Below are 1,289 nucleotides of genomic sequence, written 5' to 3' on the forward strand. Positions count from 1 at the left end.
CACCGCGTCGATGGTGCCGCGCTGCATGGCGCGGAACAGCTCGCCGGTGGGGACCAGCTGATCGGCGTAGTAGAGTTCGATCTGCATCCGGTCGCCGGCGATCTTGTTGAACATGTCGATGGCGGGTTTGATCACATGTTCACCCAGCGCCGCACCGGCATAGGTCTGCATCCGCCATTTGATGGTGGACTGGGCCAGGGCCGGGGTGGCCAGCGGTGCCGCCATGGCGCCAACGCCGGCGGTCTTCAGAAACTTACGTCTTGTTGTCATAACTCTCACTCCTTGTTGAAATATCCGGCCCCTTGGCAGGACTCTTGCTTGGTTATTTTCCGTAGACATATCCCGGCAGCCACAGGGCGATTTGCGGGAAGACCATGATCAGGGCCAGGGCCAGCACCATCACCGCGGCAAAGGGGATGATTGAGACATAGATGTCCTTCAGTCCGATTTCCGGCGGTGCCATTGCCCGCATCAGGAACAGGTTATAACCGAAGGGCGGCGTCATATAGGCGATCTGGGTGGTAATAGTATAAAGCACCCCGTACCAGATCAGATCGAACCCAAGCGCGCCCACCAGCGGCACATACAGCGGTGCCACGATCACCAGCATCGCGGTGTCATCCAGGAAGGTGCCCATCACGATGAAGCTCAGCTGCATCAGGATCAGTATCATCCAGGGGGAAAGGCCCAGCTTGGTAGTGAACAGGTCTTCGATGGCTTTGACCGCGCCGAGGCCGTCAAAGATCGCGCCAAAGGCCAGCGCTGCCAGGATGATCCACATGAACATGCAGGAGATGCCAAGGGTTGAGCGCACCGAAGTCTCAAACACATCCTTGGTCATCCGCCCCTTCAGCACCGCGGCAATAAAGGCGGTCATGGCACCGATGGCCGAGCTTTCCACCAGTGACGTCCAGCCGTTCACAAACGGCACCATCATCGCGGCAAAGATCGCCAGCGGCAGCACCCCGGAGAACAGCAGGCGGTATTTTTCCTTCATGAACACGTCTTTGTAGAACAGGGTGTTCTTGCGGGTCAGGAAGGACAGTGCTCCTAGGGCCAGCGCCACACCAAGCGCGGGTTTGGCTTCCATCGTGCCGGTCTTGATCAACAGCGGCACCAGCACCAACGCGCCCAGCACGATGTAGTTCAGGCGCAGCGGGTGGTCGGTGATCTGCTCGTATTCCGCCAGATCCTCGGGGTGCATGGCCGGACCCAGATCGGGCTGCATGCGGGAGCGGACATAGATGTAGACGATGAACATTGTGGCCATCAGCAGGCCGGGGATCACG

At 59.3% G+C, this 1,289-nt stretch carries 2 protein-coding genes; both read right to left on the reverse strand.

The features are described 5' to 3' along the window. Positions 1-270 (reverse strand): twin-arginine translocation signal domain-containing protein (locus A2I95_RS39090; RefSeq protein ID WP_291737745.1); only part of this gene is annotated, 270 nt, incomplete at its 3' end. A 52-nt stretch (positions 271-322) separates the two neighbouring features. Beyond that, on the reverse strand, positions 323-1,289 hold a 967-nt coding region (locus A2I95_RS39095; protein WP_291737746.1), incomplete at its 5' end, for a TRAP transporter large permease subunit.

This window comes from Leisingera sp. F5 (genome assembly GCF_001593695.1).